Consider the following 24,957-nt stretch of genomic DNA (forward strand, 5'->3'; position numbering starts at 1 on the left):
TCCCGCAACCGATACCCCCGTACCCACCCGCAAACGTGCCCGTCGAGGCGTGAGCGGCACCGCGCGGGGCATGCACGCCAGGAGTGAAAGGAGCGCCGCGTGAGGGGCGTCGAGGGCGGGCTGACCCGCCGGATGGTGCTGGCCACCTGCGTGCTGCTGCTCTTCGTCGGCGGTGCCTTCGGGACCCTGCTCATCTCGATCGGCGAGGACCGCGAGACCACCCGGCTGTCCCGGCGCTCCCACCAACTGTTCACGGCCGCCGACCAGGTGCACCGCAAGACCGTCGACCTGCAGGCGGCGCAGCAGGCGTACACCATCTCCGGCGACGGTGTCTTCCTCGGCCGGTGGCAGGCGGCGCAGACCGGCGTGTACCAGGCCAACGCGACGCTCGAAGGGCTCGCCAGCACCGACTCCCAGCGCCGCCAGACGCAGCAGATCACGCGGACGAGCGCGTCCTACGTCCAGGACTACTCGATCCCGGCGCTGAACGCGGCCCGGCGTGGGGACCCCGCCGCACGCAGCGCGTCGTCGCTGCTGGAGGGCGAGCGCCGGATCGAGCAGCTGCGCACCGACCTCGGTGTGCTCAGGGTGTCGGAGGGCGAGTTCCTCGCGGCCCGCGACGCGCGCGCCGAGGCGATGGCGCGCCGTGAGATGTTCGCGGTCGTCGCCGGTCTGGCGGGTTCGGCGATCGTCATCGCGCTCGTCGGCGGCTACCAGACCCGGCTGCTGGTCCAACCCATCCGCCGGGCGGCGACGATGGCCGACCGGCTCGCCGGCGGTCAGCTGGGCACCCGCATGCCGGAGACCGGCAAGGCCGAGATCGGGCAGCTCGAGCGCTCGTTCAACGTCATGGGCGACTCCCTGCAGGGCGCCCATGACGACCTCGTCGCCTCGCGCGCCCGGGTCGTCCTGGCCACCGACCAGGCCCGCCGGCGGATCGAACGCGACCTGCACGACGGGGTCCAGCAGCGGCTGCTGTCCCTCGGGCTGGACATCCGCCGGATCGAGCTCAGCGTGCCGGCCGAACTGCCCGAGCTGCGGGCTGAACTGGCCGAGGTGGTCGCGGGCATCAACGGCACGGTCGACGACGTGCGGGAGATCTCGCGGGGCGTGCACCCGGCGATCCTGACCGAGGGCGGCCTGCGGCCCGCGGTGAAGGCCCTGGCCCGCCGCTCGGCCGTCCCGGTCGAGCTCGACCTGCGGCTGGAGGACCGTCTGCCCGAGCCGCTGGAGGTCGCGGCCTACTACGTGGTCGCCGAGGCCCTCGCCAACGCGGCCAAACACTCCGGCGCCTCCGCCATCCGGGTGGGCGCGTCGGTGCGGGACGGGCAGCTGGAGGTGTCGGTGCGCGACAACGGTGCCGGCGGCGCGGCACCGGGCCGGGGGTCGGGCCTGGTCGGGCTCGCCGACCGGATCGAGGCGCTGGGCGGGACGTTCGACCTGGACAGTCCCCCCGGGCACGGCACCCACCTGGAGGTCCGGCTGCCGCTGACCTGAGCGCCGGGTCCGTCAGTGCGTGTCGGTGGTGGCCTTTGCCCGCAGGACACGGGCGTCGGGGTGGCCGAGCGCGGCGAGCAGCCCGGCCGCCCGCAGCCACGCGGCGCGCGCCTCGCTCCGCCGGCCGAGCGCGGCGTACGCGTCGCCGAGATGTTCGGTCACCACCGCCTCCTGGTAGCGGTCGCACTGGTCGCGCAGCAACGCCACGGCGCGCTCGTAGCAGCTGAGCGCCTGCGCCGGCCGGCCGCTGCGGTGCCGGGACCAGGCCAGGGTGTCCCAGGTGAGGCCTTCGCCGTGCCGGTCGCCGAGCCGCTGCTGCACCGCGATCGCCTCGCCGCAGCGAGCCACCGCCTGCTCGTGCTCGCCGAGGTGCGCGAGGTGCCAGCCGAGCGCGTTCAACGTCTGGGCCCGGCCGTGGTCGTGCCCGGCCGCCTCGAACATGGCCAGGGCCCGCCGGTCGTCGGCCAGGGCCCGGCCCGGCTGCCCCTGCCGGGCGGAGACCCGCGCCAGGTTGCGGTACACGAACCCCTGCCCGGCCTGGTCGCCGAGCCGCCGGTACGCGTCCAGCGCGGCACCCAGATGCACCCTGGCCTCGTCGAAGCTGCGCAGCCACGTGTATGCCCGGGCGAGCCCCCGGTGCGCGTGCCCGATCGCCGTGTCGCAGCCGAGCCGCGACGCCGAACGCAGTGCGGCCCGGTGCACGTCGAGCTCGGCGTGCCAGTTGCCGCGCTGGTCGAGCACGTACACCAGGGCCCATGCCAGCTGCCACGCGTGCCGGTGGAACCCGGCGCCGTCGGCGTACCGGACGGCGGACAGCAGCACCTGCTCCTCGGCCGCGAACCAGGCGAGCGCGGCCCGCCGGTCCCCGAACGTCTCGGCCCGCACCCCCGGCAGCGGCGCCGGCAGCAGCAGGGGATCCCGGAGCGGTTCGAGCCGGCCGGCCGCCGCGCACGCGCTGTGCACGTAGTGGTCGAGGAGCCGCTCCACGGCCGGCCCGGCACCGGCCTGCCCGGCGGCGACCTCGATGCCGTACAGGCGGACCAGGTCGTGCATCCGGAACCGGCCCGGCGACTCCTCGACGAGCAGGCTGGCGTCCAGCAGCTCGCGGACCGCGGGCCGCAGCCCGCCCGGGTCGCACCCGGCCAGGCTCGCCGCGGCGGGCCCGCCGATGTCGGGGCCGGGCCCGAGACTCAGCAGTCCGAACAGCTCCGCGGCAGCCGGCGGCAGGTGCCGCACCGAACCGGCCATCACCGCGCGGAGACTGACGGCCAGGTCACCGGCGTCCAGCGCGTCCAGCCGCGTCGGGCGGGACCGCAGCTCCGTCACGAGGGTCCGCAGCCGGCAGTGCGGGTCGGTGGCGGCGCGGGCCGCGACGATGCCCAACGCCAGCGGCAGCCCCGCGCACAGCGGCAGGAGCGCCTCGACCGCGCCCGGCTCCGCGGCCACCCGGGCCGCACCCAGGCGGACCCGCAGCAGGTCGGCGGCGTCCGCGTGGCTCATGCAGTCCAGCACGACCGGGCGGGCGCTGTGCGCGGCGACCAGCCCGGTCAGCCGCCGCCGGCTGGTGACCAGCACCGCGACCGTCGCCGTGCCCGGCAGCAGCGGCACCACCTGGGCGCTGTCGCGGGCGTTGTCGAGCACCACGAGCATCCGGCGGCCGTCGACCAGCCGCCGGAACGCGGCCGCCTGCTCCTGCTCGCCCGCCGGCAGGGCCTCCGCCGCGACGCCGAGCGCGGTCAGGAACGACCGGATCGCGGCGGCGGGCGCCAGGGGTTCGCCGGCCGGGTCGAACCCGCGGAGGTTCACGTACAGCCGGCCGTCCGGGAACCGCCCCCGGTGCTCGTGCGCCCACCGCAGCGCCAGCCAGGTCTTGCCGGCGCCGCCGACCCCACCGATGACCGCGATCGGCCCGGCCGCCCGGTCGGGTCCGGCGCGCATGGCCGCGGTCAGCTCGGCGAGCTCGCCGGTCCGGCCGGTGAACGCCGCCGGCGCCGGTGGCAGCTGCTGCGGCACCACCGTCGCCGGTTCCCGCAGCGCCAGGTCCGGCGCGGCGCGCAGGATCCGCTCGTGCAGGCCGCGCAGCTCGTCGCCCGGCTCGATGCCGAGGTCCGCCGCCAGGTGCCGGCGCAGCTGGTCGTAGCGGGCCAGGGCCTCGGCGCGCCGGCCGCACCGGTACAGCGCCAGCAGCGCCGAACCGGCCAGCGCCTCGTCGAGGGGTTCGGCGTCGGCCCGGGCCAGCAGGCCGTCGAGCACCGTGGCGTGCCGGCCCAGCCGCAGCGCCAGGTCGTCGCGCCGCTGCTGCGCGGTCCGCCGGCGGCGGTGCAGCTCCCGGCGGACGCCGTTCAGCCACGGCGTGTCCAGGCCACCGAACGCGTCACCGGTCCACAGCTCGAGGGCCGCGTCGAGCAGCTCGACCGCGCAGTCGTCGCTCTGGGCCGGTCCGGCGGCCCGGCGCACGAGGTCGTCGAACAGGTGCAGGTCGACGTCGAGCGGGTCGATCTCCACCAGGTAGCCGGACGGGCGGCGCGGCACCGTGCACCCGCCGCCCGCCAGGGTCTGCCGCAGCCGGGACACGTAGCTGTACAGCGCCTGCCGCGGATGCTGCGGCAACCGGTCGCCCCACGCCCGCTCCAGCAGCACGTCGACGGGCACCGGCCGGCCCGGCTCGACCAGCAGCGCCGCCAGGACACAGCGCTGCCGCTCGTGCCCGAGGTCGACGGGCACTCCGTCGACGTGGGCGGTGATCTCGCCCAGCAGCCTGATGCGCATGCCGCACTGTGCGGCCGCGCGGGGCCCGCCGTCCAAGTCGAAATACCAGCACAGCGCCGCTGTCGACAACCCGACGCACCGGGCCCGCCGAAGGTTTCCGCAAGGTTCGCCGATGGCCCGCCGCGCACCGTGGCACCAGGAAACCCGTCCATGCCCATTGGGAGTGACCATGATCAGGAGAAGGATCCGCGTCCGCGCGGTCACCGTGACCCTCGGGCTGCTCGCCGCCGCGGCGATCAGCCTCGCGACCCCCGGCGCCGCGCACGCGGTGTGCTCCGCCGGCACCGAACTGACGAACACCCTCGTCGTCAACGGCACCGTCTACGTGACCGAGAACCCGGTCAACGGCACCTGCAACGGCAACGACTACTACCAGACCAACTACACCAGCGCGTTCGCCGGCTGGCGGGCCTCCGTGCACGTCCAGAACAACGGCGTGTGGGAAGGCCACTACGGCGGCTACGACACCAACACCTACTACCTGGACTACACCGACAACAACTCCAACTCGCTGATCACGCTGTGCCTCAACAACGCCGCCGAGACCGCCTGGTACTGCGGGTTCGGCAGCTCCTACACGTACACCAGCGACTTCTCGCACCAGTACGCCGGCCGCAACAGCGGCTTCTGATTCCGGCTCGGCCACCCGGCCCGGCACCCGCCGGGTCGTGTGGCCTTCACCACGTGCAGGGTTCGGGCCACCAGAACCGAAACATTCGTGGTGGACGCTACGCGCTGACTGGCCGGGCGAAAGGTGGGACCACGTGGAGATCCTGGTGGTGACGGGGCAGCCCGGGGACGGCTCGGCGAGCCGGGTCCTGCCGGCGCTGGACCTGCTGGCGCACTCCCGGCGGGTCGTCGGCTACGACGTGCGCGCCTGCGCCACCGGCACCGAGCCCGACGTCGTCCTCGTCGACGCCCGGCTACGGCTCGCCGATGCCCGCAGCTTCTGCCGGGTCCTGCGCACGACCGGCCTGCGGGTGCCGATGCTCGCCGTCGTGGAGGAGTCCGGCCTGGTCGCCGTCTCCGCCGACTGGGGCATCAACGACGTCGTCCTGGCCGGTGTCGGCCCCGCCGAGGTCGACGCCCGCCTGCGCCTGGCCACCCAGGCCGCGTCGGCGGCCGCCGGCGCGTCCAACAGCCTGATCAACGCCGGCGCGCTGCGCATCGACCCGGACACCTACTCCGCCAAGCTCAAGGGCCGGTCGCTCAACCTCACGTACAAGGAGTTCGAGCTGCTGCGCTACCTCGCGCAGCACCCCGGCCGGGTCTTCACCCGCGACCAGCTGCTGCGTGAGGTCTGGGGCTACGACTACTTCGGCGGCCACCGCACCGTCGACGTGCACGTGCGGCGCCTCCGCGCGAAGCTCGGCAGCGAATACGAGTCGATGATCGGCACCGTCCGTCAGGTCGGCTACACGCTGGTCCTGCCGGCCCGCACCGAACCCCAGCCGGTCGTCGCCCAGGCCGAGGCCCTGCTCCTGCAGGCCTGAGCCGCCGCGGGCGTTGCTCAGTGGCACGGCCACCGCTCGGCGAACTTCTCCGGCGACATGACGACGTCCTGGAACTTGACCCGCCCGTCGGTCAGGTCCCTGGTCCGGAACACCTGGTAGTCCTGCCAGCCCTTCACCTCCAGCAGGAACACCGCGAACTCGACGTCCGGGTCGAGCGGACCGGCCAGGGCCACGTCCACGTGACCACCGGGCTGCTCCTCACCGATGCGGAACGTCGTGGCGGCCGACGGCGGCTCGAACGTCACCTGCCAGCGCACCGGCAGCTTGTTCTCGTCGATGACGGTCTCGTCCGGGTCGACCTCGACGACCCGGACCTGCCGCACCGCGGGCCGGGCCGAGCCGCAGTCGGTGTGGATGACCTCCACGGTCGAGCCGTCCATGCGGACCGCCGCGTCCGGCGGTTCGGTGCACGCCGACAGCGTGAGCACCAGCCCGGCGGCCAACCCCAGGCCGGCCGCCCGGCGAACCCTGCTGATCCTCATCACGCCTCTCCGACGCGCCGGCCGCATCCGGGGTTCCACGCCGGATACGATCGCGCGGTGGAGCACCTCCGGCGGCACCGGTACGTCGGCCCGGCCGACCTCCTGGACCAGCCGGCCGCGGCGGACACCGTCGCCGCCGGCACGCCCGCCGACCTGGCGCGGTGGCTGGCCGGGCGCGCCCGCGGCGACCTCACCGAGCCGTTCACCTTCGTCGTCGCCCTCGACGGGGTGCTGCGACTGGCGCCACGGCGCAGCGAGCACGTCGCTCTCGCCGGTGGGCGGGACGTCCTCGCCGCCGGCGAGATGGCGTTCGCCGCCGACCCGGGCTGGCGGGTCGTCGCGGTGACCAACCAGTCGACCGGCTACTGCCCCGACCCGGACTGCTGGCCCGCCGTGGCCGGGGCACTGGACCGGGCCGGCATCGCGCATCCCGGCGGCTTCACCGACCGGGTCGTGTTCCGCCGCTGCCCCGGCTGCGGCGAGCGCAACATCGTGCGCGACGGCGACCTCACCTGCGCCCTGTGCGGCGGCGCCCTGCCCGCACGGTGGAATTTCTGACGACGCGCCGCCGACCCGCCGGATACGGTCCCGTCGTGGACAGCACCGCGCTGCGCGCCGACCGGGCCGATGTCCGGCAGTCCGACGACGAGCACACGCTGATCCTGGGCGCCGCGGGCGTGCACGTCCTGCTGATCCGGCTGCGGTACGACGGCTGGGTCGACGAGCTGATCGACAACGCCGGCACGGTCGCCACCTGGGCCGTCAACGCCTGGACCCTGATCGGACATGACCTGTCCCTCGAGCTGACCCGGGCGGCGGCCGCCCTGCTCGGCCTGCCGAGGGAGCTCGAGCTGCGCCTGGACGTGGACGACGACGGGATCCGCCTGGTCCGCGCCGCGCTGCTGGAGATCCTGTCGTGCGCCTGCTTCGTGGTCGACACCCCGGAGGGCCGCGTCTCCCGCTGAGCGCGGTCGGGTCCGCGGCGGGCGCCGGTGGTCCGGCGCCCGCCCGGCGGTTCAGCCGCCCTGTGAACCCGCGACCGCGCGGGTCGCCGCGTTCAGCCGGTTCCACGTGTTGATCGAGGCGATCGCGATCACCAGCGCCGCGAGCTGCTCGTCGTCGTAGTGCTCCGCGGCCTCGGCCCAGATGTCGTCCGGGACGGCGTCGCCCCGGTCGGCGAGCCGGGTGGTGGCCTCGGTCAGGGCGAGCGCGGCGCGCTCCGCGGCGCTGAAGTAGGGCGCGTCCCGCCAGCCGGCGACGGTGAAGAGCCGCTCGTCGCTCTCGCCCGCCTTGCGCATGTCCGTCGCGTGCATCTCGAGGCAGACCGAGCAGCCGTTGATCTGGCTGGCCCGCAGGTAGATGAGGTTGCGGGTGGCCTCGGGCAGGGTGTCGCCGGTCGAGTTCGACAGGGCGATCAGGCCCTTCATCGCGGCGGGGAACACCATGGCCGGGTGCTTGATACGTGCCTGCATGACTGCTGCTCCTCCGTGGTGCGTGTTCGTCGGTCAACGGCATGACCCGGCGGGGCACCGGAATGTGACGGGGCGCGGCATCATGGACCGCATGGAGTGGGTGCACGTCGTCGGCTACGAGAACGTCCCCGGCTGTCCCCGGCCGATGGCGGCGCTGCGGTCTTGACTGCGGGAGCGCGGCATCGACTGGATGCCGTTCGCCGACGACCAGGTGCGTGTCGGCCTGGCCTGCGGCCGGGACGAGACCGGCCGGGCCTGGGGCCACGTTGACCTGTCGGTCGACGCCGAGGTGCTGCGGCGGCTCGGCCTGCACCCGGACCAGCCGACGTCCCGGGTCACCGGCCCGTCGCCGCCCGCCTGGTGGCACGCCGCCGCCGAACGCGCCCCGCTCCGGTCCGCCGACCAACCCGACGGCCCACGCCCGCGGCGGCGACCCCACCAGAACTAGGCCGTTTGGCCTAGGGTTCCGGCATGGTCACGTTTCCGGTCGATGCCGTCACACCCGCCGGCGAGCGACCACCGGTGCGACCCCTCGGCGACCTCTTCCCGGACGCCCTCGTGATCGGTGATGACCCGGCGCTGCCGGTGCTGGAGTGCGGGCGGCTCGACCGGCTGCCCACCCGATGACCCGCGCACCCGCACGGCGGTCCGAGCGCTTCGCGCGGGCGTTCGCCGCCGCCGTCCCGAGCATGGACGCCCGCGGCGCGGCGGCGCACCGGTCCCGGCTCCTCGCCGGGTTGACCGGCACCGTCCTCGAGGTCGGCGCCGGCACGGGGGCCTGCTTCGCGCACTACCCGCCGCAGGTCACCGCCGTGCGGGCGGTCGAGCCCGACCCCTTCCTGCGCGAGCTCGCCACCCGGGCCGCGGCGGCCGCACCGGTGCCCGTCACCGTCGTGGCAGGCACGGCCGAGGACCTGCCCGCGGCGGCCGGCGAGTTCGACGCGGCCGTCTGCTCGCTGGTGCTGTGCAGCGTCCCGGACCCTGACACCGCCCTGGCCGGGATCCGGCGGGCGCTGCGCCCCGGCGGGCAGCTGCGCTTCTACGAGCACGTGCGCTCGGCCAGCCGGCTCGTCGGTCTCCTCGAGGACGCCGCGACGCCGCTGTGGGCCGCCCTGGCCGGCGGCTGCCACCCGAACCGCGACACCGCCGCGGCGATCGCCCGCAACGGGTTCACCATCGAGGCCGTCGACCGGTTCGGGTTCGCGCCGGCCGCGCTCACCCCGAGGACCGCGCACCTGATCGGCCGCGCCCACGTCACGTAGCCGGGTCAGGCGACCGTCATCGACCCGGTGGTGCCGGTGACCTGCCAGCCGGTGCCGGCGGTGTGCTGGACGACGTAAGTCAGCCAGGTGGCGCCGAGGCAGGCGACGTAGCCGTTGATGCCGACCTTGACCCGGTTGCCGTCGCCGTCGACGGGTCCGAGGGTGATCAGGATGCCGCCGTCCCGGACGACCTCGCAGCCGCCGTCGGAGGTGATGACCGACGCCCGGTCGGCGACGAAGGACACCGGCCGGGCCTCGGCGAGGGCGTCGACGATGTCGCGCTGGGTGGCGACCGGGATGGGCCTGCCGGCGGGAGCGCCGGGCTGCGGGTCACCGATACCGGGCATCGCCCGGTCGAGGATGAAGACCTGCCGGATCTGGTCGTCCGGAAACGAGTTCTCCGACGAGTTGGCGAGATACCGCCGCAGCACCTGCACGTAGACGTCGGTGGCGCGGGTGTCACCGGACGCCGGTTCGTTGTCCACGGCGGGCCTGCCACAGCCCGCCGTCCCGATCAGCACGAGGGTGGCGAGGATCGTGCCGAGGCTGCGTCGCATTCCGTGCTCCGTCCGGTCGCGGCGGTGTCATCGGGTACGACGTGAGCCGGCCGACGCCGGTTCCCGGCCGGGCTGTGCGTCAGGTCACAGCCCGGCGGTGTCACGTCCCGGCCGGCCGGCGCGTCCTTGCCGGACACAACCCCGCGCTGCGCGTGGGCCGGTCAAGGAGGACACATGTTCGCCGCTTACGTCACGATCACCATCGTCGCCGCGCTGTTCACCGGCAGCGCCGCCGTGACCTACCTGATCGGCCACGACTATCCGAAGGCGCAGGCGGACATCAAACGGATCCCGCGGTCGTGGGTGCCGAGGCTGGGCGCGGTGCTGGCGGCGGGCTCGCTCGGGCTGCTGGCCGGGTTCGCGGTGCCGCTGGTGGGCACGCTCGCCGCCGCCGGTCTGGTCCTGTACTTCACCGGGGCGCTCATCGCGCATCTGCGCGTCGGCTCCCGCAACCTGGTCGGCTGGGCGGTGTTCTTCGTGACGGTCGTGGCGAACCTGGTCGTGAACATCACCTATCACTGGTGACGGCGCGCGACGGCAGGTCCGCGGACGGCAGGGTCACGGCGATCCGGGTGCCGGTGCCGGGGTCGGTGGTGACGTCGAGGCGGCCGCCGTGGTGCTCGACGACGGCCCTGGCCACGGTCAGGCCGATGCCGGCGCCGTCGAGTTCGGCGCCGTCGAGCTCGGCGGTGTCGACGGGCCCGGCGCAGAGGAGCCGGGCGAGCAGCGGGTCCGGGCGCCCGCCGGCGACCACCACGGCGACGGTCGTGGCGGCGTGGTGGCCGGTGGCCGTCACGGCGACCGTGCCGCCGGCGGGGCAGGTCGCGACCGCGCCGGTGAGCAGGTTGCTCAGGGCGCGGTGCAGGTGCCGCGGGTCGGCGGCGACGACGAGGTCGGTGGCGATGTCCGGCGCGATCGTGACGCCGGCATCGCGGGCGGTCGTGGCGACCTCGTCGGCGGCGCGCGCGACGACGGCGGCGAGGCGGGTCGGCTCGAGCCTGAGCCGGAAGTCGCCGGCGTCGAGGCTGGCCACGACGATGAGGTCCTCGACGATGCCGTGCAGCCGGACCGCGGACAGGTCGATCATCGTGACCATGCGCTGCTGCTGGTCGCTGAGCGGTCCGGCGCGGCCGGTGACCAGCAGCTCGCTGTAGCCGCGGATGCTGGTCAGCGGGGTGCGCAGCTCGTGCGACATGAGCCGCAGAAACCTGGTGCGGATCCAGTCCGACCGTGAGGGGGGTGTGCGCATCGAGGGTAGCCTCCCAATGCGGCATATCAGTCCTGTCGGTCTGAACGTAGCATTTCGCACCGGCTCCGTCGCACGGAACGGGACGCGCCCCGGGTAGCGTGCCGGCGTGGGCATCTACCTCGTCGACGTCAGCCCCGGCAGCTGGGCCCAGGACGACATCATCCGCACCCTGCTCGACCGGGCGCTCGGCGAGCGCGGGCTGGCGGCCTACCCGGGCCCGCGGGGCGAGGTGCCGGCGGCGGACAGCTTCGAGGAGAAGGTCTCGCCGCCGATGGACGGCTTCGCCGAGCTGTGCGACCGGCACGGCGCCGGGGACGTGCTCGAGGCGGCGCTGTTCGTCCCGGTGGCGTTCGACGGCCTGATCACGCTGCCGGCCGGCAACGCCCACGACGACGAGCGGACGGTGGTGCTCAGCTCGCACCGGCTGCGGGACCTGGTCGCGCCGATGGCGGCGGAGGCCGGGCTGCCCGCCGAGCTGCCCCGCGGCACGCTCGCGCTGAGCAACGCCATCGCGGACCCGGTCACGTTCTACGTCGCGGTGTACCGGCAGGCGGCCGAGCACTCACTGCGCTACGGCTGCCCGCTGGCCTACGTCTAGGGCACGGGGTCCAGGAGCTGATCGATGCGGTGGAGCAGATCCCTCGGGCTGAACGGTTTGACCACGTAGTCGTCGGCGCCCGCGTCGAAGCCTGACGACACGTCCAGCCACTGGCCGAGCGCGGTGAGCAGCACGATCGGCAGCTGCGCGGTCTGCGGATGCGCCCGCAGCTCCCGGCACACGTCGAGGCCGGACATGCCGGGCATCGACACGTCCAGCACCGCGACGTCGGGGACCCGGTGCAGCGCGTCCTGCAGCGCCGACTCCCCGTCCTGGTGAGCGGAGACCTCGAAGCCGGCGGTGCCCAGCACGATCGACAGCATGGTCCGCACACCCTGGTCGTCGTCGGCCAGCAACACCGTGGTCATCGCACCCCGCCCGTCACACTCTCACCGCGTCCCAGCGTATGGCGCCGGCACCGGCCGTGTGCGGCGTTCGGGCGACACCGGCCCGCTCAGGTCCGCCGGTCCGCGGTCGATGAGCACGGTGTGATCGTCGGCCTGCTGGAACGGCTCGACGAGCAGTCCCGCGCGCGGCTGCTCGCTGAGGCGTTCGAGCACAGCACGATCGCCAAGACCGTGGCCAGCCTCGGCCCCGGCACCGTCGGCGACCTCGTCGAGGTCAACACCGCCTTCTGCCGGCTCGTCGGCTACGACCGCGCCGAGCTGGTCGGGCGCCCCTGCGCGATCCTGTTCGACGAGTCGGACCGCGCCCAGATGCTCGCCGGGCTGCAGGCTCTGGCCCGGGGTGAGCGACGGGAACTGGAGATCGACCGCCGGCTGACCCACAAGGACGGCAGCCGGGTGTGGGTGACGACCCGGGCCGTGGTGACCCACGACGCGCTCGGCGCGCGATACGTGGTGACGGAGTCAGTGGACAGCTCCCACAGCCACGCCCTGCGCAGCAGCCAGGAACTGCTGGACGTGATCGTCTCCGCGACCCCGGACCTGCTGCTGGTCACCACCCCGGACGGCCGGGTGGTGCGGACCAACACGTCCTGGGAGCGGATCCTCGGCTGGACCGAGACCGACCTGCGGGGCATGGACCTCGCCACCCTGATCCACCCCGACGACGCCGCCACCACGTCCGAGCGCGTCAGGTACCGGGCGCGCGACGGTGCGTACCGATGGCTGCAATGGAACCGCGCAGAGCTGCCCGGACAGGGCCTGCTGATCGCGATCGGCCGGGACGTGTCGGACGCGGTCGCCGGCGAGGAGACGCTGCACCGGCTGCTGCGGCAGGCCAACGACGCCAACGCCGAGCTGGAGGCGCAGCGGGCCGAGGCCGAGGTCGCCTTCGAGCGGCTCAGCCGCAGCGAACGCCGGTTCGCCGAGGTGTTCGACCACAGCCCGGTCGCGAAGGTCGTCGTCGGGCTTCGCGGCACCGACCGCGGCCGGATCACGCTGATCAACCCGGCGTTCACCCAGCTGCTCGGCTACCGCCGGGAGGAGGCGCTGGACCTGCCCGTCCAGCGGCTGCTCGCCCGGCCCAATCCCGACTTCGAGCCGGCCCTGGCCGCCCTCGCCGACGGCGAACGCTCCCGCACCGTGCGCGAGTCGGTGCTGCGCCACCGGGACGGCGCGCTCGTGTACGTCGCCAGCCACACCTCGGTCATCACCGACGCGGACGGTCCGGCGTCCGCTGTCGTGCAACTGCGCGACGTCACCACGGAACGGGCCGCGGCGCAGGTGACCGAGCGGGAGTTCCAGCGCCTGCGGGACACCCTCATGGTGCAGCGGGAGGTGACCGCCGCCGCCGGTGACCGCGACGCGGCGGTCCGGGTCGTCGCCGAGCGGGCCGTCCACCTGTTCCCCGCCGCCGACGGCTCGGTCGTGGAGCTGCTCGACGGTGACGCCCTGCGCTACGCCGCCACCGCCGGCAACCTCGCCGGCGCCATCGGCACCCGGGTCCCGGTCGTCGGCTCGCTCAGCGGCACCGTCCTGGCCAGCGGCGCCCCCGCGCACTGCCGCGACGTCACCGACGACCCGCGGGTCAACCGGGCGACGTGCGAGCGGCTCGGCATCGCCGCCATGCTCATCGCGCCGCTGCACGCCGGCGACGAGGTCATCGGCGCGCTGAAGATCTCCGCCACCCGGCCCGGCGTGTTCGACGACACCGACGAGCAGCAGCTGTCGCTGCTCGCCGACAGCCTCAGCGCCGCCATGCGCCACGCCGACGACGCCGCCCACAACGCGGCCCTGCTCGCCGAGCGCACCGGGGCGCTCGACGCGCTCGAGGCCAGCGAGACCCGGTTCAAGCTGGCGTTCGTCAACTCGCCGCTGGGTCTGGTCATCATCAGCCTGGAGGAGGCAAGCTTCGGGCGGTATCTCGACGCGAACCCGGCGATGAGCACCATCACCGGCTACAGCGCTGCCGAGTTCGCCGGCATGACGTTCCAGGACCTGCAGCACCCCGACGACGACGCCGCGAACCTCGACGTCGTCGCCCGGATCACGAGCGGCGAGCGGGACACCGCCGCGCTGGAGCGCCGCTACCGGCACAAGGACGGCCACATCGTCCACGTCGCGTTGCGCATCGCCGCCGTCCGCGACGAGCACGGGCGCGCCCGGTACCTCGTCACCCAGGTCGAGGACATCACCGAACGCCGCGCCGCGCTGGCCCAGCTGCACCAGCAGGCCGCGCTGCTGCGCCTGATCCCGGCCGCGGTGATCGTGCGGTCCCTCGACGGCCGCATCCTGTGGTGGAACCAGGGCGCCGAGGACCTCTACGGCTGGACCCTGGCGGCCGCGCGGGGCAAGTCCACGCACCGGCTGCTGGCCACCAGCCACCCCGGCGGGACCGGCGAGGCCGACCAGACCGGCGCGCTGCAGCGGCAGGGCCGCTGGGAGGGCCAGCTCGAGCACGTCACCGCCTACGGCCACACCGTCACCGTCCTCAGCCGGCAGGTCCTCCAGCACGACCCGGTCGCCGGCCTCGAGGACGGGCTGGCCGGCACCGTCCTGGAGGTCAACACCGACGTCACCGCGGCCCGCGCCGCCGAACGGGCGCTCGCCGACAGCGAGCAACGCCTGCGGGCCCAGTTCACGTACTCCGCCGCCGGGCAGGTCATCCGCGCTCTCGACGGCACCCTCATCGACGTCAACCCGGCCTACTGCCGGATGCTCGGCTACACGCACGAGCAGCTCGCCGCGCTCACCGAACCGGTGGCGCACCCGGACGAGGCGGACACCCACCGGCATCAGCTCGCGTTCCTGTTCGCCGGCGACGCCGACGCGTACACGCACGAGGGACGGGTCCGCCACGCCGACGGGCACTGGGTCGACACCGAGGCCACCGTCTCGCTGATCCGCGACCCGGCCGGCCGCCCGCGGCACCTCATCAGCGTCGTCACCGACATCACCGCCCGCCGTGCCGCTGAACGCGCCCGCGACCTCGCCCTGGACGCGCTCACCGCCCGCAACGCCGAGCTGGAGGACGCCAACCGGCTCAAGCTCGACCTGATCGGCATGCTCGGCCACGAGATCGGCAACCCCCTGGCGGCGATCCTGGGCTACACGGAGATCTTCACCGACGACTGGCCGGGCCTCGACGACGCCATGCGCGGGAAGGTCATCGACGGGATCAGCCGCCAGGCGCACCGCCTCGACGACATCGTCCAGGAGGTCCTGGACATGGTCCGCATCGAGGCCGGCACCATCCACGCCGAGCGGGCCCCGCTGCGGCTGCGGGCGCAGATCGCGCAGGCCCTCACCGCCACGCTCGCCGAGCACGTGCCGGTCACCGGCGACGACGTCACCGTGCTCGTCAACGCCGGGCACCTGCAGCACATCCTGACCAACCTGATCTCCAACGCGGCCAAGTACGGCGGCGGCGCCACCGGCGTCGGCATCAGCGCCGGGGACGCCGGCCGGGTCCGGGTCGACGTCCTCGACCGGGGTCCCGGCGTGCCGGAGGAGTTCCGGCACCGGCTGTTCGAGCGGCTCACCCGCGCCGACCGCGACGCTTCCAAGGTCAAGGGCACCGGCCTCGGCCTCTACATCGTGCACAACCTGGCGCAGGCCAACCACGGCGACGTCACCCACCGGCCGAACCCGGACGGCGGATCGATCTTCACCGTCGACCTGGAGGCCGGCTGACGGTTCTGGACTGGCGGGTCCATTTTTGCGGCGTCACAGTGGCCCTCATGCAGAACTACTACCTGCTCGGCCGGTCCGGGCTGCGGGTCAGCCGGCTGGCCCTGGGCACCATGAACTTCGGCGTCGACGGCTTCCACGCCGCCTACGGCCGCACCGAGGAGCAGGCCGAGCCGATCTTCCGCCGGTACGTCGAGTCCGGCGGCAACTTCATCGACACCGCGGACTTCTACACCGCGGGGGAGAGCGAACGGATCCTCGGCCGGCTCATCACCCGGGCCGGCATCCGCGACCGGCTCGTGCTGACCAGCAAGTTCACCAACACCACCGACCCCACGGACCCCAACGCCGGCGGCAACGGCCGCAAGCACATGGTCCGCGCCCTCGAGGCGTCGCTGCGCCGGCTCGGCACCGACCACCTCGACCTGTACCTGCTGCACACCTGGGACCGGATCACCCCGGTCGAGGAGGTCGTGCAGACCTTCGACGACCTCGTGCGGGCCGGGAAGATCCGCTACGCCGGGCTGTCCGACGTCCCCGCCTGGTACGCCGCCCGGGCGCAGAGCTACGCCGAGGCGCACGCACTCACCCCGATGGTGACCGTGCAGCTGCCGTACTCGCTGATCGCGCGCGGCATCGAACCGGAGTACGTGCCGATGGCGCAGACGCTCGGCATGGGCCTGACCGCGTGGAGCCCGGTCGGCGGTGGCCTGCTCACCGGCAAGTACCGCCGCGGCGCCGACGGCCTCACCGGCACCGGCCGGCTCAGCACCCCGGGCACCGGCGGCCCGTCGCCGACCGACCGCGACTGGACGGTGATCGACGCCCTGTCGTCGGTCGCGCACGAGGTCGGCCGCAGCATGGCGCAGGTGGCGATCAACTGGGTGGCGACGCGGCCGGGGGTCGGCGCCGCCGTCATCGGCGCCAGCAGCGTGGAGCAGCTCGAGGGCAACCTCGCCGCCCTGGACTTCGAGCTGCCCGCCGACGCCCTCCGCCGCCTCGACGAGGCCAGTGCGCCCCCGCTCGCGCCGCCGTATGCGATGTTCACCCCGCGGTACCAGTCCTGGATCGTCAGCCCGGGGCTCGGCATCGGCGACAAGCCCGCCGGCTACGCACCCCCGGTCCGCAACGCGTGACACCAGTGGCCCGGCCAGGGACTCACCCTGGTGCGCGTGCGGGCCGGCGGGGCGGACAGTGATGGCATCCAGTTGGAACCGCTGAAGGAGCAGACGATGGTGGACTTCAAGCTCGAGATCGTGGTCCTGCCGGTCTCGGACATCGACCGGTCCAAGGACTTCTACACGAGGCTCGGCTTCCGCGAGGACGTCGACTACGCCGGCCCGGACGGATTCCGGGTCGTGCACTTCACCCCGCCCGGCTCGGCCGCGTCGATCATCATCGGCTCCCACGTCACCGACGCCGCGCCCGGCTCGGCGCAGGGCGTGCACTTCGTCGTCGACGACATCACCGCGGCCCGCGAGCAGCTGCTGGCCGCCGGCGTCGAGGTGAGCGAGGTCTTCCACGACGCCGGCGGGGTCTTCCACCACGAGGGCACCACCGGCCGGGTCGCCGGCCCGCACCCGTCGCGGCAGTCCTACGGCTCGTTCCTGTCCTTCCAGGACCCCGACGGCAACGGCTTCGTCCTGCAGGAGGTCACCCAGCGCATCCCCGGCCGGGTCGGCCAGGTCGTCTACGGCTCGGTCGCCGAGGTCGAGCAGGCGCTGCGGGACGCGGCGACCGCGCACGGCGAGTATGAGAAGGAGCTCGGCCACGAGGATGCCGACTGGCCGGTGTGGTACGCAGGACACATGGCCCGCGCCGCCGGCCTCCAGGTTCCCTCGGAGGGCTGATGACCCGTTGTTGACCAGCAAGGGCGCGCAGACCAGGGCGCGCATCGTCGCCGGCGCCGCCGCGGAGATCCGCGAACGCGGCGTCGACGACGTGCGCCTGGAGGACGTGATGGCCCGCACCCGCACCAGCAAGAGCCAGCTCTTCCACTACTTCCCGGGCGGCAAGGAGGACCTGCTGCTGGCCGTCGCCCAGCACGAGGCCGACCAGGTCCTCGACGACCAGCAACCGATGCTCGGTGAGCTGACCTCCTGGCCGGCGTGGCAGCAGTGGCGGGACCGGCTCATCGTGCGATACCGGGACCAGGGCACCCAGTGCCCGCTCAACATCCTGCTGGGCCACGTGGGCCGCCGCACCCCGGCGGCCCAGGCCGTCGTCACCGGGCTGATGCAGCGCTGGCAGGCCGCGATCGCCGTGGGCATCTGCCAGATGCAGGCGAGCGGTGCGGTCGCCGCAGGCGTGGACGCCGACCGCACCGCCGCGGCGCTGCTGGCCGGCATCCAGGGCGGCGTGCTGCTGCTCCTGGCCACCGGCCGCACCGACCACCTCGAAGCCGCCCTCGACCTCGCCATCGACTCCCTTCGCCACCCCGTGTGACAATCGGCCCCGGGAGGGTTGACGTATGTCGATGGGTCGGGCGGACTTCGGCCGTGGTGTGGTGCGGATCCTGAAGTTCGGGGCGTTTCTGACCAACCGGCGCGGGCGGCCCGGAATCGTGCACGTCCCGAGCCTGCTGGAGCTGACCCGGGGCCGGTTGCTGCGCCGGCCGTCGCCGGGCCTGCGGCAGGTGACCACCCGGCTCCGCGCCGACCCGGGCTGGCTCCCCGAGTCGTTCCCGGCCTCGGGTGCCGCGCCCGTCACCGGCGCCGGCGCGGTGCCGGAACTGCTGCGGGAGCTGCGGTGGAAGGAGCTGACGTCGGCAACCTTCGCCGCACCGGACCTGCGGTGGCACGCCGCCGTCCCCCCGGCGCTGCGCGCGGCCCTGGACGAGGCGACGGCGGCGGGCGTGGCGCACGCCGGCCCGATCCACCTCCTCGCAGGCCTGCTGCGCGACCCGGCCGGCGCCCTGACCGGCCTGCGGGTCGACCGCGACGAGCTGTGCGAGCTGCTCCGCGCGGACCCGGCCTGGCGCACCCCGGACGAGCCCTACGCGCCGCTGATCCGCCACCTGGGCGTCACCATGGAGCTGGACCGGCCCGGCGGCGGTTGGCTCGCGCGGCGCGCCGAGCGCAAACGGCAACCCGACGCCATCTCCGCCGACGGTTTCGGCGGCGCGCTGAGCGTGGTGCTGTTGCGGGAGTCGATGCGCCGCGCGGTCCGGGGCGGCGACGGGCCCGTCACCTCCGCGCACCTGCTCGTCGCCGCCGTGACGATGCGCGCGCAGCTGCTGGCCACCGGCAACCGGATCCGGCCGGCGCTGGTGCCGCACAACGGGGCGCCGGACGTCCTGCACGCGCACGGGGTCACCGTGGACCGGGCGGTCGCGGCGTTGCCGGCCGACGCCGGCGGCGCGCTGCGGCCCGACCCGCGGTTCCCCGGGCTCATCCAGATGCCGTGGCCGGCCTGGACCGCCGAGGCGGCCGCGGCCGCGGACCGGGCCGTCGACCTGGCCCGCGCCGCCGGCGGTGCCCAGGTCGGCTCGTCCCACCTCACGATCGCCGCGCTGGAACCCGCCGGCGGCAGCGCGGCCCGGCTGCTGCGGACCCTGGCCGTTGATCCGGCCACGGTGCGGACCGAGGTCGCGGCGGCGTTGTAGGTCAGGCTCGCGCCTCGATCGCCCGGGCCGTCCGGCTGAGCGCCTTCTGCAGCTGGCCCTTGGCGACGGTCCCGAGCAGGAACCCGATGACCCGGCCCTTGACGTTCTTGCCGTCCCGCACCACGACCGCGTCGATCGAGGTCGTGCCGTCCGGGCGGCGGATCAAGGTGTACGTGTGCCCCGACGCGCCGCCCCACACGTTCGAGTCGGTGGTGGTCATCACCACGCGGCGCGGGTCGGACCAGTCGTAGCGCAGCCGCTCCCAGACGCCGCCCGAACCCTCGGTGACGTCGGCCCGGTCCGGGCCCAGGTCGTGCACCTTGAGGTACTCGTCGCTGCTGGCGCTGAACAGCTTCGAGCGGCCCGGCCCGAAGTCGGTGAGCCCGGCGACGAACTGCTCCGGCGTCACCGTGGTCGTCTCGCTGAGGTGGATCGTTGGCATGACGCGCTCCCTGCACAGAGGTCGTTGCTGGCTGCTCACAGCGTGCCGGGCCCGGGCCCTGGTTCGAGCCCGTGGAACACCCGGGCCGGCACACTGGTGCTCCTTCAGCTGAGGGTGCAGGTGACCGCGGGCCCCGGGTTGCTGGTGTTGTTCCAGCTGGCGAGGAAGCCGAACGAGGTGGATGCCCCGGGCGCCACGACACCGTTGTAGGCGACGTTGCGCGCCGTCACCGTCGGGCCGCTCTGGGTGTAGGCGGCGTTCCAGGCCTGGCTGATCTGCTGGCCGCCGGCGAACGTGAACGTGACCGACCACCCCGTGGACGCGGTCGTCGAGGTGTTCTGCACCGTCACCTCACTCTGGAAGTTTCCGCCCCACTGCGAGACGACCTGGTAGCCGGCGGTGCAGCGCCCGCCGCCACCCGAAGGGCTCGCCGACGGGCTCTTCGACGGGCTCTTTGACGGGCTCTTTGATGGGCTTGCGGATGGGCTTGCGGATGGGCTCGCTGACGGGCTCGCTGACGGGCTTCTTGATGGCGACGCGCTCGTGGACCGTGACGGGCCGGCCGTCGGTTGTCCACCGCCGTCGAGGACCCGGGCGAGCACCGGGAACCAGGCAGCGGCCATCTTCGTGAATCCGGCGTCGTTCGGGTGTACGCCGTCGCCGGTGTCAGTGGCGGCGTCGAAGCCCGTCCACAGGTCGGCGACCACGACCGGCGACTGGGCCGTCGTGAGCCCCGCCGCCCAACCCGGAATCGCGGCGTTGAACGCCACCACGTCGGCCGGGCAGGTCGCGCACGCACCCGCGCTCATCGGGATGATCTGCGCGACGACCACCTTCACCGCCGGGTTGTTCGCCCGCATCTGCCCGACCAGCTTCGTGAACGCCGCCAGCTTCGTCGCCAGCGGGATGTAGCCGCCCCACATGTCGTTCGTACCCAGATGCATGAGGACGACGTCCGGCCGGGCCGCGCTCAGCCACGGCGGCAGCTGGTTGTTGTCGGCGATCCCGGTCGCCGAAAAGCCGCCGTGCCCCTCGTGGTCGAAGTCGTACGCATAGCCGGGATTGCAGCCCCCGCCGTCGGAGACCCCGCCGACGAAGTCGATGTTCGTATATCCGCCGGCCTGCAACCGCTGCCACAGCTTGGGGCGCCAGCAGCCCGGCCCGGCGGTGATGGAGTCGCCGAGCGGCATGATCCGCACGGCCGCCGCCGCCGACATGGCCGGCCGCGCGACGACGAAGGTGGCCGCGACGAGCAGCGCGGCGAGTATGGCAGACAGCGTCGATCTCAACGACATGAGCACTCCTGGGAAGACGGTCGCGTGGATGTCCTACACCGGCCGGCTCCCATGGCATCGTGCGGCGTCGATGCTACCGCAGCGGCGTTGCCAACGGTGGGTATGGTTCGCGCTGTGGGCGCTCTGGGACTGCACATCGGCCTCTCCGCCGCACCGGCGGCCGGCGACGAACTGCTCCGCGAGGTCTGGGACGTCATCGCGGACCGCATGTCCCGCCTGGCGGACACCCCGGCCAGCGAGGAGATCCTCGCCTACTACCTGGCTTTCCAGGCCTCCGACGGCTTCGCCGACGGCACGTGGTCCGCGTCCGGTACGTCGCTGCTGTTCACCTTCGGCGACGCCGCCGGCCTGTGCCCCGTGGAGATGTACGCCTGCCAGCACTGGGCGACGCTGACGGTCCTGGACCGCTGGACGGACCTGGCCGCCCTCGCCGCGAAGCACGGCACCACCCTGGCCGCGGGCTCCGCCATGGAACGGGCCCTGCGCGCCAACCTGACCGGCCCCTCCGACCGGGTCTTCTTCCACCACTTCACCGACCCCGAGCACGAACGCCTCGGCTACGCGACCGCGACCCCAACCCCCGGCGACGACCACGAGCTGCGCTTCTACGCCCTGGACGAAGCCGTCCGCCCGCTGTCACAGACCGGCGACGACCGGCCCCGCCTCACCGAGCTGATCACTACCGGCACGTGCGCCTGCGACATCTGCCAGAACCTGCGCTTCTTCCGCGACCTGCCCCGCGCCCGTCATCAGTTCGAGTGACGGGCCTGCAGCGCCGCACGTGCCTCCAGGACCCGCAGCAGGCGTGCCGCCCGCATCCGGATGCCTGGGAGGGTGGAGGACAACAGCGACCGCAGCAGGTCCGCGTCCGCGGGCCCGCCGACCTCCAGGAGCCCTTCGACGGCGCCGACGGTGGGGGAGGGTCCGCCGGCCACCGTGCGGTAGTGCGCGGCGACGTCGATGCCGCAGCGGTGCGCGGCTTCCTGTGCGACGGCACGCACCCGTGCGTCCCGGTCGTTCAGGCTGCGGGCGGCCTCGTGCAGCTGGCCGGCGCGGAGCAGACCGGTCACGGCGGCGACCCTGGCCGGTGCCCGGCCGCGGTCTCGAAGGTCGGTCAACAGTCCGACGTCGCCGTCCCACACCGCGTCGCGGCACAGCGCCTCGGCGACCCGGCCGATGATGACGTCGTCATAGTCGAACGCAACGAACGCCAACAGCCGGTCGCGCCCCCACAGCCGGTGCGCCAGACCCGCTTCGACGACGACGCGTCGGAGAATGCGGTCCGGCGCGACCGCGAGGGACTCGAGGATGGCCGGGTGGGCCGCGGCCAAGGCGGCGCGGACCTGTGCGGTCATGAACCGGCCGCGGGCCCGCTCCTGGACGAGCCGGAGGCTGCTCACCGCGACCGCCAGGTACATGCTGGGGTCGGCAGCGAGCCGCAGCACCAGACCGGAGCGGGCCACGGCACGGATCCGTGGCACCGGGTCAGCCGTGCGCAGCATCAGCGCCGGCGCCAGGACCGGCACGGGACCGGTGCGGGCGATCGGATCGATGAACAGCCGGCCGCTGACGGTATTCGGCGGTGACCACGTCGATCCGACGTGGTGCGCCGCCGCCCAGCCACGCAAGTCCGATGGTGCGGCCTCGATGAGCGGCAGCGGACCGGTGAGCATCGCCCGGACCGCTCGCTCCCGGACCCGGCCGTCGGCGTCCAGGCTCGCCAGGACCCAGCTGACCGGGCCGGCCTGCCCCGTGCCGAGCCGGCGCACCACCTCGCCCCGGCTCGTCCCGTCCATCCACGGCCGCGACCGGACGTACCGTTCGACGCCGTGCAGCATCGCCGGATGTGGGGCCATGTTCATCAGGTCACTGATCAGCTCGGGCTCATCCAGCGCCTCCAACGCGACCAGTTCGTCGAGCACCCAGCCCCACGACAGGGCGGTGTCGCCGGGATGAGTCCAGCGCGCCGCCGACAGGGCTGAGCTGAGCTCCCAAACCCGGTCCCTCGTCCACGGCACGTTCTGGCTGCTGGGCATGGTGCCAGTATTGCGGGTCAGTAGGAAGCGGCGTCGGTGAGCAGTACCGCGGTCTCCGAAGATGACGGCAGGCCGTCGGTGTCGCCGGGTGCGCCGACGACGCCCGCGGCGAACCGGGTGCCGAGCCAGGCCGCCCCGCCCGGGCCGACCCCCGCGAGCCGGGCGGCGAGATAGGCGCCCGCGAAGGCGTCGCCGGCCCCGACCGGGTCGACGACGGCCACGGCGGCGGACGGGAGCCGGCATGGGCCTTTCGGTCCGGCGTGCCAGCAGCCGTCGGCGCCCGCCTTCAGGACCACCTCGCCCACCCCGGCCTCCGCGGCCCGCGCGAACACCGCGGCCGGGTCGTCGGTGCCCAGCAGCGGGACCGCCTCGTCGAGACCGAGCAGCAGATACGTCGTCACCGGCAGCAGCGACACGAGCAGGTCGGTGACCGGCGGCAGGCCCGGGCGGAGGTTCGGGTCGAGGGCCACCGCGACACCGCGTGCGTGCGCCTCCCGGGCGAGCCGGGCCACCGCTCGCCGCGGACCCGGACCGAGCGCGGCGGTGAGCCCGGACACCGCGACGAGGGCCGGCCCGGCCGACAGGGCCCGGTCGGCGTCGGCCGCGTCCATCGCCGAGGCCGCCGAACCCGCCCGGTAGTAGTGGACGCGGCGGGCGCCGTCGGGGTGCACGTCCTTGGCGAACAGCCCCGTCGGCCGGGTGTCGTCGACGGCGACGAGGTCCGTGCCGACCCCGAGCGAGGCGGCGGCCGACCGGACCCGGCGGCCGAAGGGGTCCGCGCCGACGCGGCTGCAGAACTGCGTGGGCGCGCCCGCGCGAGCCGCGGCGGCGAGGAGGTTCAGCTCGGCGCCGGCCACGTGCACCGTCGTCGAGCCGCAGGTCTCGAGGGGCGCCCCGTCGGAAGGCTGGAACAGCACCATGGCCTCGCCGAGCCCGACGATCGGGGCTTGTCCAGAGCTGGATCTTCGTGTAACACTCATCCGCACAAGGTAGATAGTATACTTTCGCCGAACCGGGGGAGTGGACGCGCATGGCGCTCGCGGGATTCCAGACCAAGGCCGATCTCGTCTACGAGCGGTTGCGCGACGCGATCCTCAGCGGCGAGCTCAAGCCCGGCGAGCGGGTCAACGTCGACGCCCTGGCCCGCCAGCTCGGCACCAGCAAGATCCCACTGCGTGAGGCCGTGCAGCGGCTCACCACGCAGGGGCTCGTCGTGCAGCCCAACCCGCACGCCGGCGCGCAGGTCGCCCCGCTGTCGCTGCGCGAGATGCGCGGCGTCTACCTCGCCCGTGGCGCCCTCGAGGGCCTCGCCGCCCGAGTGGCCGCCACGTCCGTCAGCGACGCCGAGCTGGCCGAGCTGCAGGACATGCACGAGCAGATGCGGCAGCGACTCGCCGCCGGCGACCACCGCGACCTCTCCACCCTCAACCGGCGGTTCCACACCGGCATCGCCGACGCCACCCACTACGCGACCCTGCGCGAGCTCACCGACCTGACCCTGCTGCGGGTGCAGCACTACCGGATCGGCGTCCGCGTCGAACCGGCCTGGGAGCAGGTCATCAGCGAGCACTCCGCCATCCTCGACGCACTGCGCCGTCGCGACGCCGACCAGGCGGAGCAGGCCGCCCGCGAGCACGTCGAGTGGCAGCTGGGCGTCGAACTCCGCGCGACGCTCGACCCTTCCCTCATCGACCTGGATGACGACTGAGGTACCCCCATGAACAACCGTGGCGGTCTGCCCGACCGCGCGTTCGGTTTCCTGCTGACGCTGCCCGCGTTGGCGCTGCTCGGCGCCGTGGTGCTCTACCCCCTCTTCGGCGCCCTGACCACCAGCCTGTTCAACCAGAGCCTGGTCCTGCCCGGCCGTTCGTTCGCCGGCCTGGACAACTTCACCGCCGTCCTGGAGCAGAACTTCTGGCCGGTCCTGCAACACACCGCCGTCTTCACCATCGGCGCCACCGTGGCGCCGGTCATCATCGGTTTCGCATTGGCCCTCGCCCTGAACACCAAGTTGCGTGGGCGGGCGGTGCTGCGTGGGTTGTTCCTGATGCCGTGGGTGATTCCCGGTGTCGTCGTCTCCTTCGTG

General features: G+C 73.8%; 28 protein-coding genes. 18 read left to right on the forward strand and 10 right to left on the reverse strand.

Annotation, left to right across the window (positions count from 1 at the left end; all coding sequences use genetic code 11):
• Window positions 1-99: 99 nt before the first annotated feature.
• Window positions 100-1,497 carry a HAMP domain-containing sensor histidine kinase gene (locus Dsi01nite_RS35485; RefSeq protein WP_203850720.1) on the forward strand — a complete coding sequence of 466 codons (1,398 nt, stop codon included), beginning with the start codon at window positions 100-102 and terminating at the stop codon, window positions 1,495-1,497.
• Between the two features lie 12 nt (window positions 1,498-1,509).
• On the opposite strand, the gene Dsi01nite_RS35490 is transcribed toward Dsi01nite_RS35485, so the two are convergent.
• A complete protein-coding gene (locus tag Dsi01nite_RS35490; RefSeq protein WP_203850721.1) occupies window positions 1,510-4,266 on the reverse strand; it encodes an AfsR/SARP family transcriptional regulator in 2,757 nt (918 codons plus the stop codon).
• A gap of 169 nt (window positions 4,267-4,435) precedes the next feature.
• Between Dsi01nite_RS35490 and Dsi01nite_RS35495 the strand changes: the two genes are divergently transcribed.
• The gene (locus Dsi01nite_RS35495; protein ID WP_203850722.1) at window positions 4,436-4,897 is read left to right on the forward strand and encodes a hypothetical protein; all 462 of its coding nucleotides are present in this window, start codon (window positions 4,436-4,438) and stop codon (window positions 4,895-4,897) included.
• Window positions 4,898-5,030: 133 nt separating this feature from the next.
• The gene (locus Dsi01nite_RS35500) at window positions 5,031-5,759 is read left to right on the forward strand and encodes a winged helix-turn-helix transcriptional regulator (RefSeq protein WP_203850723.1); all 729 of its coding nucleotides are present in this window, start codon (window positions 5,031-5,033) and stop codon (window positions 5,757-5,759) included.
• A 17-nt stretch (window positions 5,760-5,776) separates the two neighbouring features.
• On the opposite strand, the gene Dsi01nite_RS35505 is transcribed toward Dsi01nite_RS35500, so the two are convergent.
• Window positions 5,777-6,262, reverse strand: a complete 486-nt coding sequence (locus Dsi01nite_RS35505; RefSeq protein ID WP_203850724.1) for a hypothetical protein — start codon at window positions 6,260-6,262, stop codon at window positions 5,777-5,779.
• Window positions 6,263-6,319: 57 nt separating this feature from the next.
• On the opposite strand from Dsi01nite_RS35505, the gene Dsi01nite_RS35510 reads away from it, so the two are divergent.
• Window positions 6,320-6,820: a TFIIB-type zinc ribbon-containing protein gene (locus tag Dsi01nite_RS35510; RefSeq protein ID WP_203850725.1), complete on the forward strand. Its 501-nt coding sequence runs from the start codon at window positions 6,320-6,322 to the stop codon at window positions 6,818-6,820.
• Between the two features lie 35 nt (window positions 6,821-6,855).
• Window positions 6,856-7,227, forward strand: coding sequence for a hypothetical protein (locus tag Dsi01nite_RS35515; RefSeq protein ID WP_203850726.1), 372 nt, complete (start codon window positions 6,856-6,858; stop codon window positions 7,225-7,227).
• A gap of 51 nt (window positions 7,228-7,278) precedes the next feature.
• Here Dsi01nite_RS35515 and Dsi01nite_RS35520 read toward each other — a convergent pair whose 3' ends face one another.
• Window positions 7,279-7,734, reverse strand: a complete 456-nt coding sequence (locus Dsi01nite_RS35520; RefSeq protein ID WP_203850727.1) for a carboxymuconolactone decarboxylase family protein — start codon at window positions 7,732-7,734, stop codon at window positions 7,279-7,281.
• Window positions 7,735-7,924: 190 nt separating this feature from the next.
• Here Dsi01nite_RS35520 and Dsi01nite_RS35525 point away from each other — a divergent pair, with 190 nt between their 5' ends.
• Genes Dsi01nite_RS35525 through Dsi01nite_RS35535 form a run of 3 tightly spaced genes read left to right on the forward strand, consistent with a single transcriptional unit; the run spans window position 7,925 to window position 8,996 of the window.
• Window positions 7,925-8,182, forward strand: a complete 258-nt coding sequence (locus Dsi01nite_RS35525) for a hypothetical protein (RefSeq protein WP_203850728.1) — start codon at window positions 7,925-7,927, stop codon at window positions 8,180-8,182.
• A 23-nt stretch (window positions 8,183-8,205) separates the two neighbouring features.
• Window positions 8,206-8,361, forward strand: a complete 156-nt coding sequence (locus tag Dsi01nite_RS35530; RefSeq protein ID WP_203850729.1) for a hypothetical protein — start codon at window positions 8,206-8,208, stop codon at window positions 8,359-8,361.
• Window positions 8,358-8,996: a class I SAM-dependent methyltransferase gene (locus Dsi01nite_RS35535; protein ID WP_203850730.1), complete on the forward strand. Its 639-nt coding sequence runs from the start codon at window positions 8,358-8,360 to the stop codon at window positions 8,994-8,996. The genes Dsi01nite_RS35530 and Dsi01nite_RS35535 overlap by 4 nt, the downstream gene beginning before the upstream one ends.
• A 5-nt stretch (window positions 8,997-9,001) precedes the next feature.
• On the opposite strand, the gene Dsi01nite_RS35540 is transcribed toward Dsi01nite_RS35535, so the two are convergent.
• Complete coding sequence (locus Dsi01nite_RS35540) at window positions 9,002-9,553, reverse strand: hypothetical protein (RefSeq protein WP_203850731.1); 552 nt, start codon at window positions 9,551-9,553, stop codon at window positions 9,002-9,004.
• Between the two features lie 174 nt (window positions 9,554-9,727).
• On the opposite strand from Dsi01nite_RS35540, the gene Dsi01nite_RS35545 reads away from it, so the two are divergent.
• Complete coding sequence (locus tag Dsi01nite_RS35545; protein WP_203850732.1) at window positions 9,728-10,078, forward strand: DoxX family protein; 351 nt, start codon at window positions 9,728-9,730, stop codon at window positions 10,076-10,078.
• Here Dsi01nite_RS35545 and Dsi01nite_RS35550 read toward each other — a convergent pair.
• Window positions 10,062-10,802 (reverse strand): sensor histidine kinase, encoded by a 741-nt coding sequence (locus Dsi01nite_RS35550; RefSeq protein ID WP_203850733.1) that lies wholly within the window; start codon window positions 10,800-10,802, stop codon window positions 10,062-10,064. The two genes, Dsi01nite_RS35545 and Dsi01nite_RS35550, sit on opposite strands and share 17 nt — an antisense overlap.
• Window positions 10,803-10,908: 106 nt before the next feature.
• On the opposite strand from Dsi01nite_RS35550, the gene Dsi01nite_RS35555 reads away from it, so the two are divergent.
• Window positions 10,909-11,400, forward strand: coding sequence for a hypothetical protein (locus tag Dsi01nite_RS35555; RefSeq protein ID WP_203850734.1), 492 nt, complete (start codon window positions 10,909-10,911; stop codon window positions 11,398-11,400).
• Here Dsi01nite_RS35555 and Dsi01nite_RS35560 read toward each other — a convergent pair.
• A complete protein-coding gene (locus Dsi01nite_RS35560) occupies window positions 11,397-11,768 on the reverse strand; it encodes a response regulator transcription factor (RefSeq protein WP_203850735.1) in 372 nt (123 codons plus the stop codon). The two genes, Dsi01nite_RS35555 and Dsi01nite_RS35560, sit on opposite strands and share 4 nt — an antisense overlap.
• A 120-nt stretch (window positions 11,769-11,888) precedes the next feature.
• Here Dsi01nite_RS35560 and Dsi01nite_RS35565 point away from each other — a divergent pair, with 120 nt between their 5' ends.
• From Dsi01nite_RS35565 to Dsi01nite_RS35585, 5 genes are all read left to right on the forward strand, one after another.
• Window positions 11,889-15,497, forward strand: coding sequence for a PAS domain S-box protein (locus Dsi01nite_RS35565; RefSeq protein WP_203850736.1), 3,609 nt, complete (start codon window positions 11,889-11,891; stop codon window positions 15,495-15,497).
• 47 nt (window positions 15,498-15,544) lie between these two features.
• Entirely contained in the window at window positions 15,545-16,630 is a 1,086-nt protein-coding gene (locus tag Dsi01nite_RS35570) for an aldo/keto reductase (protein WP_203850737.1), read from the forward strand.
• Between the two features lie 96 nt (window positions 16,631-16,726).
• A complete protein-coding gene (locus tag Dsi01nite_RS35575) occupies window positions 16,727-17,344 on the forward strand; it encodes a VOC family protein (RefSeq protein WP_203850738.1) in 618 nt (205 codons plus the stop codon).
• A 10-nt stretch (window positions 17,345-17,354) separates the two neighbouring features.
• Window positions 17,355-17,939: a TetR/AcrR family transcriptional regulator gene (locus tag Dsi01nite_RS35580; RefSeq protein WP_239136404.1), complete on the forward strand. Its 585-nt coding sequence runs from the start codon at window positions 17,355-17,357 to the stop codon at window positions 17,937-17,939.
• 25 nt (window positions 17,940-17,964) lie between these two features.
• The gene (locus tag Dsi01nite_RS35585; protein ID WP_203850740.1) at window positions 17,965-19,098 is read left to right on the forward strand and encodes a Clp protease N-terminal domain-containing protein; all 1,134 of its coding nucleotides are present in this window, start codon (window positions 17,965-17,967) and stop codon (window positions 19,096-19,098) included.
• Window position 19,099: 1 nt separating this feature from the next.
• Here Dsi01nite_RS35585 and Dsi01nite_RS35590 read toward each other — a convergent pair whose 3' ends face one another.
• Window positions 19,100-19,540, reverse strand: coding sequence for a hypothetical protein (locus Dsi01nite_RS35590; RefSeq protein WP_203850741.1), 441 nt, complete (start codon window positions 19,538-19,540; stop codon window positions 19,100-19,102).
• A gap of 104 nt (window positions 19,541-19,644) precedes the next feature.
• On the reverse strand, window positions 19,645-20,835 hold the full coding sequence (locus tag Dsi01nite_RS35595; RefSeq protein WP_203850742.1) for a cellulose binding domain-containing protein: 1,191 nt from the start codon (window positions 20,833-20,835) through the stop codon (window positions 19,645-19,647).
• A 114-nt stretch (window positions 20,836-20,949) separates the two neighbouring features.
• Here Dsi01nite_RS35595 and Dsi01nite_RS35600 point away from each other — a divergent pair, with 114 nt between their 5' ends.
• The gene (locus tag Dsi01nite_RS35600) at window positions 20,950-21,597 is read left to right on the forward strand and encodes a hypothetical protein (RefSeq protein ID WP_203850743.1); all 648 of its coding nucleotides are present in this window, start codon (window positions 20,950-20,952) and stop codon (window positions 21,595-21,597) included.
• Here Dsi01nite_RS35600 and Dsi01nite_RS35605 read toward each other — a convergent pair.
• Both Dsi01nite_RS35605 and Dsi01nite_RS35610 read right to left on the reverse strand, forming a co-directional pair.
• On the reverse strand, window positions 21,585-22,871 hold the full coding sequence (locus tag Dsi01nite_RS35605; RefSeq protein ID WP_203850744.1) for a hypothetical protein: 1,287 nt from the start codon (window positions 22,869-22,871) through the stop codon (window positions 21,585-21,587). The two genes, Dsi01nite_RS35600 and Dsi01nite_RS35605, sit on opposite strands and share 13 nt — an antisense overlap.
• A 17-nt stretch (window positions 22,872-22,888) precedes the next feature.
• Entirely contained in the window at window positions 22,889-23,851 is a 963-nt protein-coding gene (locus Dsi01nite_RS35610) for a sugar kinase (protein ID WP_203850745.1), read from the reverse strand.
• Between the two features lie 50 nt (window positions 23,852-23,901).
• Here Dsi01nite_RS35610 and Dsi01nite_RS35615 point away from each other — a divergent pair, with 50 nt between their 5' ends.
• Window positions 23,902-24,579, forward strand: a complete 678-nt coding sequence (locus Dsi01nite_RS35615) for a GntR family transcriptional regulator (protein ID WP_203850746.1) — start codon at window positions 23,902-23,904, stop codon at window positions 24,577-24,579.
• A gap of 9 nt (window positions 24,580-24,588) precedes the next feature.
• On the forward strand, window positions 24,589-24,957 hold a 369-nt coding region (locus Dsi01nite_RS35620), incomplete at its 3' end, for an ABC transporter permease family protein (RefSeq protein WP_203850747.1).

The organism is Dactylosporangium siamense (assembly GCF_016862795.1).
Lineage (GTDB): Bacteria > Actinomycetota > Actinomycetes > Mycobacteriales > Micromonosporaceae > Dactylosporangium > Dactylosporangium siamense.

Coding starts and splice junctions, on each gene's coding strand:
- Dsi01nite_RS35490 (WP_203850721.1), bottom strand. CDS start 4,266: ATGCGCATCAGGCTGCTGGGCGAGATCACCGCCCACGTCGACGGAGTG.
- Dsi01nite_RS35495 (WP_203850722.1), top strand. CDS start 4,436: ATGATCAGGAGAAGGATCCGCGTCCGCGCGGTCACCGTGACCCTCGGG.
- Dsi01nite_RS35505 (WP_203850724.1), bottom strand. CDS start 6,262: ATGAGGATCAGCAGGGTTCGCCGGGCGGCCGGCCTGGGGTTGGCCGCC.
- Dsi01nite_RS35520 (WP_203850727.1), bottom strand. CDS start 7,734: ATGCAGGCACGTATCAAGCACCCGGCCATGGTGTTCCCCGCCGCGATG.
- Dsi01nite_RS35525 (WP_203850728.1), top strand. CDS start 7,925: ATGCCGTTCGCCGACGACCAGGTGCGTGTCGGCCTGGCCTGCGGCCGG.
- Dsi01nite_RS35530 (WP_203850729.1), top strand. CDS start 8,206: ATGGTCACGTTTCCGGTCGATGCCGTCACACCCGCCGGCGAGCGACCA.
- Dsi01nite_RS35535 (WP_203850730.1), top strand. CDS start 8,358: ATGACCCGCGCACCCGCACGGCGGTCCGAGCGCTTCGCGCGGGCGTTC.
- Dsi01nite_RS35540 (WP_203850731.1), bottom strand. CDS start 9,553: ATGCGACGCAGCCTCGGCACGATCCTCGCCACCCTCGTGCTGATCGGG.
- Dsi01nite_RS35545 (WP_203850732.1), top strand. CDS start 9,728: ATGTTCGCCGCTTACGTCACGATCACCATCGTCGCCGCGCTGTTCACC.
- Dsi01nite_RS35550 (WP_203850733.1), bottom strand. CDS start 10,802: ATGCGCACACCCCCCTCACGGTCGGACTGGATCCGCACCAGGTTTCTG.
- Dsi01nite_RS35560 (WP_203850735.1), bottom strand. CDS start 11,768: ATGACCACGGTGTTGCTGGCCGACGACGACCAGGGTGTGCGGACCATG.
- Dsi01nite_RS35570 (WP_203850737.1), top strand. CDS start 15,545: ATGCAGAACTACTACCTGCTCGGCCGGTCCGGGCTGCGGGTCAGCCGG.
- Dsi01nite_RS35575 (WP_203850738.1), top strand. CDS start 16,727: ATGGTGGACTTCAAGCTCGAGATCGTGGTCCTGCCGGTCTCGGACATC.
- Dsi01nite_RS35585 (WP_203850740.1), top strand. CDS start 17,965: ATGTCGATGGGTCGGGCGGACTTCGGCCGTGGTGTGGTGCGGATCCTG.
- Dsi01nite_RS35590 (WP_203850741.1), bottom strand. CDS start 19,540: ATGCCAACGATCCACCTCAGCGAGACGACCACGGTGACGCCGGAGCAG.
- Dsi01nite_RS35595 (WP_203850742.1), bottom strand. CDS start 20,835: ATGTCGTTGAGATCGACGCTGTCTGCCATACTCGCCGCGCTGCTCGTC.
- Dsi01nite_RS35605 (WP_203850744.1), bottom strand. CDS start 22,871: ATGCCCAGCAGCCAGAACGTGCCGTGGACGAGGGACCGGGTTTGGGAG.
- Dsi01nite_RS35610 (WP_203850745.1), bottom strand. CDS start 23,851: ATGAGTGTTACACGAAGATCCAGCTCTGGACAAGCCCCGATCGTCGGG.
- Dsi01nite_RS35615 (WP_203850746.1), top strand. CDS start 23,902: ATGGCGCTCGCGGGATTCCAGACCAAGGCCGATCTCGTCTACGAGCGG.